General features: G+C 47.7%; 8 protein-coding genes. 3 read left to right on the top strand and 5 right to left on the bottom strand.

The window, feature by feature from the left end; translation table 11 throughout:
- Positions 1-3: 3 nt before the first annotated feature.
- Positions 4-1,317 (top strand): phosphate acetyltransferase, encoded by a 1,314-nt coding sequence (pta, locus tag Q0236_RS09890; protein WP_297917309.1) that lies wholly within the window; start codon positions 4-6, stop codon positions 1,315-1,317.
- Complete coding sequence (locus Q0236_RS09885; protein WP_297902206.1) at positions 1,318-2,550, top strand: acetate kinase; 1,233 nt, start codon at positions 1,318-1,320, stop codon at positions 2,548-2,550.
- Positions 2,551-2,731: 181 nt separating this feature from the next.
- Here the strand turns inward: Q0236_RS09885 and Q0236_RS09880 are convergent, their stop codons facing one another.
- Positions 2,732-2,908 (bottom strand): hypothetical protein, encoded by a 177-nt coding sequence (locus tag Q0236_RS09880; RefSeq protein WP_297917307.1) that lies wholly within the window; start codon positions 2,906-2,908, stop codon positions 2,732-2,734.
- 159 nt (positions 2,909-3,067) lie between these two features.
- Between Q0236_RS09880 and Q0236_RS09875 the strand changes: the two genes are divergently transcribed.
- Positions 3,068-3,688 carry a hypothetical protein gene (locus Q0236_RS09875; protein ID WP_297917305.1) on the top strand — a complete coding sequence of 207 codons (621 nt, stop codon included), beginning with the start codon at positions 3,068-3,070 and terminating at the stop codon, positions 3,686-3,688.
- Between the two features lie 202 nt (positions 3,689-3,890).
- Here Q0236_RS09875 and Q0236_RS09870 read toward each other — a convergent pair whose 3' ends face one another.
- The 4 genes from Q0236_RS09870 to Q0236_RS09855 form a co-directional block, all read right to left on the bottom strand.
- Entirely contained in the window at positions 3,891-5,063 is a 1,173-nt protein-coding gene (locus Q0236_RS09870) for a HAMP domain-containing sensor histidine kinase (RefSeq protein WP_297917303.1), read from the bottom strand.
- The gene (locus Q0236_RS09865) at positions 5,056-5,718 is read right to left on the bottom strand and encodes a response regulator transcription factor (protein ID WP_297917301.1); all 663 of its coding nucleotides are present in this window, start codon (positions 5,716-5,718) and stop codon (positions 5,056-5,058) included. Before Q0236_RS09865 ends, Q0236_RS09870 begins: the two co-directional genes overlap by 8 nt.
- Positions 5,718-5,960, bottom strand: a complete 243-nt coding sequence (locus Q0236_RS09860; protein WP_297902676.1) for a hypothetical protein — start codon at positions 5,958-5,960, stop codon at positions 5,718-5,720. The genes Q0236_RS09865 and Q0236_RS09860 overlap by 1 nt, the downstream gene beginning before the upstream one ends.
- Positions 5,961-6,391: 431 nt before the next feature.
- On the bottom strand, positions 6,392-6,668 hold a 277-nt coding region (locus Q0236_RS09855), incomplete at its 5' end, for an NIL domain-containing protein (RefSeq protein WP_297917299.1).

Below are 6,668 nucleotides of genomic sequence, written 5' to 3'. Positions count from 1 at the left end.
CAAATCGCAAAGGATCTAAATATCCCAGTTTGCGGATTTTATCCTAACGAAATTGCCGCGCGCATCGGCACGCACTCGATCGCCGCAGCAAAAGCGGTAAGCTTTGCCAGCATATATGAGGATAAAATTTCATTTTCTGCGCTAAGACCTGCACAAGATGGCGCAAATTCTAAAAAATCAGAGCTTTACGGCAAAAATTCCGCTTGCGAAAGTGATGCAAAATTTCACGACGAAAATTCCGCTTGCCAAAGCGGCGCGATAGAGCTTGATAAAGTCGTTGCCGACAAAAGCTACTTCACTGACGCCGCAAACTCCACGCGCTGTGAAATTCTAACCCCGTTGAAATTTGAAAGCAAGCTCTACGCCAAGGCTCGTGCGAACGTTAAAACCGTCGTGCTTCCAGAAAGCGACGATGAGAGAATTCTGCGCGCGGCCGCGATTATAAAGCAAAGCGGCGCTGCAAATTTGATCCTTTTAGGGCGCGAGAACGAAGTGCAAAAAAGCGCAAACAAGCTGGGTCTCGATCTAGCGGGCGTTAAAATTTTAGATCCGCAGACGGATGCGAGCTTAGAAAAATTTGCGCGCGATCTATATGAGCTTCGCAAGGCAAAGGGCATGAGCGAGGCGCAGGCGCGCGATTTAGTGCGCGATCGCACCTACTTCGGCACGATGCTCGTGTATGAAGGGCTAGCCGATGCGATGGTAAGCGGTGCCGGCACGACTACTGCGGAGACGATTCGCCCCGCGCTTCAGATCATCAAGACAAAGCCCGGCATCGCGACCGTTAGCGGCGCGTTTATAATGTGCCTGGATACGCAGGCTCTGCTTTTTGCCGACTGTGCCGTAGCGCCGAGCCCGAGCGCGGAGTATCTGGCGGGTATCGCGATCTCAAGCGCCGCGACCGCAAAGGCGTTTGGGCTTGAGCCGCGCGTGGCGATGCTAAGCTACTCCAGCGGCGATAGCGGCAGCGGAGAGAGCGTAGAATTTATCAAAACTGCAACGCAAAAAGCGCGCGAAAAGGCGCCTGATCTCACAATCGACGGGCCGCTGCAATTCGATGCCGCAGTCGATGCCGCAGTCGCTAAGAAAAAAATGCCCGGTTCCGCGGTCGCAGGGCGCGCGAACGTATTTATCTTCCCTGATCTTAACTGCGGAAATATCTGTTACAAAGCCGTGCAGCGCACCGCAGGCGCTATCGCGATCGGACCGATCTTGCAGGGCTTAAAAAAGCCGGTAAACGATCTAAGTCGCGGCTGCGAGGTTGCAGACGTCGTAAACACCATCCTAATAAGCGCAATTCAAGCAGGAGATAATTAAATGGATATCCTAGTCATAAATTCCGGCTCGAGCTCGGTTAAATTTAAATTCCACGATATGCTAAATCACGCCTGCATCGCAAGTGGGCTCATCGAGGAGATCGGCTCGACGCACGCAAGCGGAAGCATCAATTGCGCCAATGGACGAAGCATAAAAGTTGAAAACGAGCAAATTCCAAATCACGAGACCGCGATTGCGATCGCGATCGATCTTTTAAAACAAAGCGGAGTAATCAACGATCTAACTCAAGTAGGCGGCATCGGACACCGCATCGTTCAGGGTGCAGATTATTTCGACGCTCCTGCGCTCATAGATGAAGACGTAATGGCTAAAATCGCCGAGCTTGCGCCGCTTGCACCACTACACAATCCCGCAAATTTAGCGGGCATCAAATCCTGCCTAAAAATCGCTCCTAAAATTCCAAACGTCGCGGTTTTCGATACGATCTTTCATCAAAGCATCCCGCCTTATGCGTATATGTACGCGCTGCCGTATGAATTCTACGAAAAATATAAGGTTCGCCGCTACGGCGCGCACGGCACATCGCATTGGTTTGTCTCGACAATGGGAGCGAAATTTTTGCGTAAAAAATACGAAAACTTCAACGCCATTACGCTACATCTTGGCAACGGCTCGAGCGTGAGCGCCATAGAAAACGGCAAATGCATCGACACCTCAATGGGGCTAACGCCGCTTGAGGGGATCATCATGGGCACCAGATGCGGCTCGATCGATCCTGCGATCATCCCATACATCGAGCGAGTCGCGGGCTACAACGCGCAGGATATGGACGTCATAATGAACAAAAAAAGCGGACTGCTCGGCATCTGCGGCGCAAGCGATCTGCGAAAAGTATATGAAAAGATGGAAGGCGGCGAGCCGCGCGCGAAACTTGCGTTTGAGATGCTCGTGTACAGCGTCGTTAAGATGATCGGAGCGTATTATGCCGTGCTTGGGCGCGTGGACGCTTTGATCTTTACCGGCGGTATCGGCGAGAATGCGCCGCATTTTAGACAAAATGTTTGCGAGAAGCTCGCTCATATCGGCATCGAAATCGATGCGACAAAAAACGCAAAAAATACCGGCTCGATTAGAAATTTAAGCGCGGCGGATAGTAAAATCAAAACGCTCGTAATCCCTACCAACGAGGAGCTGGCGATCGCCGAAGCTACGGTCGATACGATCAACAAAAACTCCGCGCAGATCGACTATCAGAAATACTCGGAATTTTAAATTTGATCTAGTGGGATTCCGCGGTTATTTTGCGAGTAGCGATACCAACTGCCTTTTTCGTTAGGCAATTAAATTTTGGGTCTTGGCTGCAAGTCTACGCTAAATGAAAGAGCCTTTTATTTTAGAGGCTTTCTGGCTAAGACGATACGAGAAATTGCTACGCTACGCGCGGGTTTAAATTTTATTTGTCGCTTCCGATAAGGCTTAAATTCTTTCTCGGAAGAGGTGTAGCGTAAGGGGCTATACTTGCGAAGCTCCCTTTTACTTTGCTTCGGCTAGCAACCGCAAGCAGGTCTACCGCCCAAACCCCGCCTAGATCACTACGCGTTAGAAGCGGCGAGATTTTATTTTTAAACAAAGCTTTGCTGGTTAAATTTAATAAATTTTATTTCAAATTAGACTGCAAAATTCCAAAGCAAGTCCTCGTCGTGAAATTTTACCGAACGATAAGGCATAAAATTTTAAAATTTAGCGCAAGCCGGGTTTTAACGTGCAAATTTTATTAAAGGAGCGAACGATGAGCGATTTGCTAAATTCACAAGGCGCGCAAGAGCAAGAGGCACCGTATCCCGATACGAAATTTACTAAATTTTTCGGGCGACTTTACGCGGCGGTTTTTGCGCTGTTTGCGATCACGGCGCTTAGCGTATTCGTGCTACCCGAAAATATTTTAGACGTAAGTGCGGCATGCGCAGACTTCGTTGGATTTATGAAGCGGTTTTTTCCAAACATCGCCGCAATCGGCAAAATAAGCCCGCATACGCAGCTTGCGGAATTTTACGTCGCGGCATTGTGGGTACCTATTTTAACGGCTTTCGCGCTAAGCTGCGTGTATTGTCCGATCGCCACATTCTTATACAAAAAAGAGCTTCCCGCCGTCAAGACGCAGCTAATTATGCTTATCGGCATACCTTTTATCTATTGGCTTCTAAATAATTATTTCTACGCCGATTTTGCCATAAACGGCATCCCACACAGAGTAGGTAGCGGACGGATATTTCCTACTTTTGCGAGCAGAGAGAGCCTATTTGGCTGGATATCGTTTTTCACAGCCACTTCGATGTTTATGAGTATACTTGTCGTGATTTCGCTTAGCGATATAGTCCACTGGATATATCTATCGAGAAATAAAAGCTAAATTTTATAAAATCGCGGACGAATAACATTCCGCACCCATAACTTTTAGGGTCATTTTACGAGCGCAAAGCGAGCGGGCGATTAAATTTAAACGCTCCGGCAATTAGAGCCTTTTTGCGCGGAATTTAAGCGACCAAACGACGATTAAATTTAAACCGCAGGCGGCTATTTCTAAATTTTAAATTTCACTAAATTTTAAAATTTTACTCTCGCCACGTAAGGCGAAAGGTCGTTATCTCGCCCGGCACGCTGTCGTAGGAGATAGAAAAGGAGTATTTTTTGCAGACCTCGCTTACGATGCTAAGCCCGATTCCAAAGCCGCCCTCGCTTGAGTTAAAGCGCGCAAAGCGCCTGAAAATTTCGTCGCCCTTTTTCCTGTCGATCCCCTCGCCGCTATTTGAGATCGCTAGCTCGCCGTGCCTTAGCCGCACATCCACGTAGCCGCCTGCATCGGCGTATTTTACGGCGTTGCTTAGCAGATTGTCGATCAGGCGCGAAATTTCATAGACGTTTGCGTTCATGCTCGCATCCGCAAGATCGGTTTTAAGGCTTAGTCTGCGCTTTTGAATAAACGGCGCGAAGTATTCGCAGCGCGAAGCGACGAGGCTCTTTAGATCGATCGAGCTAATCTCGCCCTCCTTATTCATACCGAAGGTTAAAAACACGAGATCCTCGTAGATGCGCGAAAGCGTCTTAGCGGCAAGGTCGATATTAGCGACGCGCTTGGCGTTGTATTCCCCAAGCTCCGCGTGCCGCATCGTCTCGACGCTCATGGAGATAATACTAAGCGGAGTATTAATCTCGTGGGTACTATCCTTGATGAAGCGATTTAGCGTGTCAATCTTATCGTAAAGCGGCTTGGTGCCTAGTCGAACCAGGTAAAACGCCACGGCTAATATCACGCCCAAAAGCGCTATCATCATCGCTGCGGTTTTGATACGAAGCGTTAAAATTTCGCCCTGCACGCTACTTCCAAGCAGAATGATTTTAGCCTTGGAAAAGGCGTTTCGCTCCTCCATATTTTGCAGATTTTCATAAATTCCTAGCCTACCGCCACTTATAAATTCCGCCTTTAGCTTCGCTTTATCAAGTGCGCCAAGCTCACCACTGCAGCCGTAAATTTCATCAGAGTTTGGCTTAAATATACACGCACTCACGCCCTTTTCGCGCTCAAAGTCCGCTAGCGATTCCAGCCCGTCCATGCTTGCTTTCATATAGATCATCATTTTGATCTCTTTTAGCTCTTTTATCCTGTGCGAAAGTAGCGCGGCTTCGTTCATCCTGTAATTTATCTTGAAAAAATATCCTAAAAACAACGTACTTGAAATGAGGTACAAAGATAAAATTTTAAGCGTTAAAGCGGTCTTTTCAGACATACAGATACCCTGCGTTGCGGCGATTTATGATGTGCTCTTCGCCTAGGACGCGGCGTAGATTTTTGATATAAGTTCGCAGCGCTTCCTCGCTCGGAGTTTCGTCAAAAGCGTATATCGCGGAGAAAATTTCATCCTTGCTCAAAAGCCTGTTTTTATTTTGTAAAAAAAGCGCCAGCAGCTCGCGCTCTTTGTTTGAAAGCGCGACGGGCACGCCCGCTTTGCGTAGCTCTTTGCTTGCAAAATAAAATTTAAACTCATCGTCAATAGTTACAAAATCATCGAAATTGTGGCTGAAATTTCGCTTTATGAGCGAATTAACGCGTAGAAGCAGCTCTTTTAATTCATACGGTTTTTTGAGATAATCGTCGCAGCCGCTTTTAAAACCGACCTCAAGGTCATCGAGCGTATTTAGCGACGTAGCAAATATCGCAGGGGTGCGATCGCCGCTCTTGCGTAGGTCTTTTAAAAGTGAAAATCCGTCGCCTTTGGGGATTTTTACGTCAAAGATAAAAAGATCAAATTTTTGCTCATAAGCAAGATCCGCGGCGCTTTGAGCGTCGCTGCAAACGCACACGTCAAAGCCCGCGTCCTTTAGATATTCGCCGATGAGATCGCAAAGGGTCTCATCGTCCTCTACGAGTAAAATTTTACTCACTACATCTCTTTTTTAATCTCTTTTTTCATCTCTTTTTTTGCATGAGAGCCCTTTTTAACGGCATCTTTTTTCATACCATGCGTCTCGTGCTTCATATGTTTCATCTCAGCTTTCACCTCTTTCGCACCATTATGCATTGATGTATTGGCGTCCTTCATCTCATCTTTCATGCCCATATCGGCAGCTACGGCAAAAGTGCCAGCAAATAGCGCACTAAGCGCAAACAAAGTAAGTTTTTTCATTACGTACTCCTTAAAAAAAATTAGCGGAATTATACTTCCGTAAAAGTGAAGTAAGTGTGAAATTCCGAAAAAATTCAAATTTAAATTTAAACGCCTGTAATTTCAAACGCGGAGCGGCTTAAATGCGCTCGGTCGGTCGCGATCCCTGAAATTTAAACCATCTCGCTACGGCTAGTCGAATTCTAAACGCGAATCAAAGCTAGCCAGAGCGCACGCCAACAGCGCATCGCCGAGCTTATTTTATCGAGGTAAAATAGAAATTTAAACCGCCGGCGAAACTAATTAAATTTATAATGCCACGACGCGCACGTCAAATCAAAAACGCCGAGCCAACCTTTGAGTCCGCGACCTCACGTGAGCTTTTAAATTCGCCATGCCGCATAAGCCCTTAAATTTAGTGCGGCGCAAGCGCACAGGGCGCGAAATCGCACCTAGTTTGCGGCGCAGCTTTTGATCTCATCCTCGCTTACGATCTCGTAGATCACGCCCGCGTTTTTGATAAACTCCTCCACGCGCGCGACGTGTGCGGGCTCTACGTTGATCACGAGGCTTCCGACGACGTTTTTATCAAGCCGCTCGAGCTTGCCCCAGACGATGTTAAAATTTATCTCCAAGGCGCGCGCCATGTGCGTAATCACGCTGTCAAACGCGACCGCGGGCGGGAAAAAGAGCCTGATATTCACGCCGCTTGCGGGTAGCACCTCCTCC

This window comes from uncultured Campylobacter sp. (assembly GCF_938031315.1).
In the GTDB taxonomy this organism is placed as follows: domain Bacteria; phylum Campylobacterota; class Campylobacteria; order Campylobacterales; family Campylobacteraceae; genus Campylobacter_B.
Note: the sequence above shows the minus strand (reverse complement) of the source record. Positions and strands in the feature narration are given on the sequence as shown.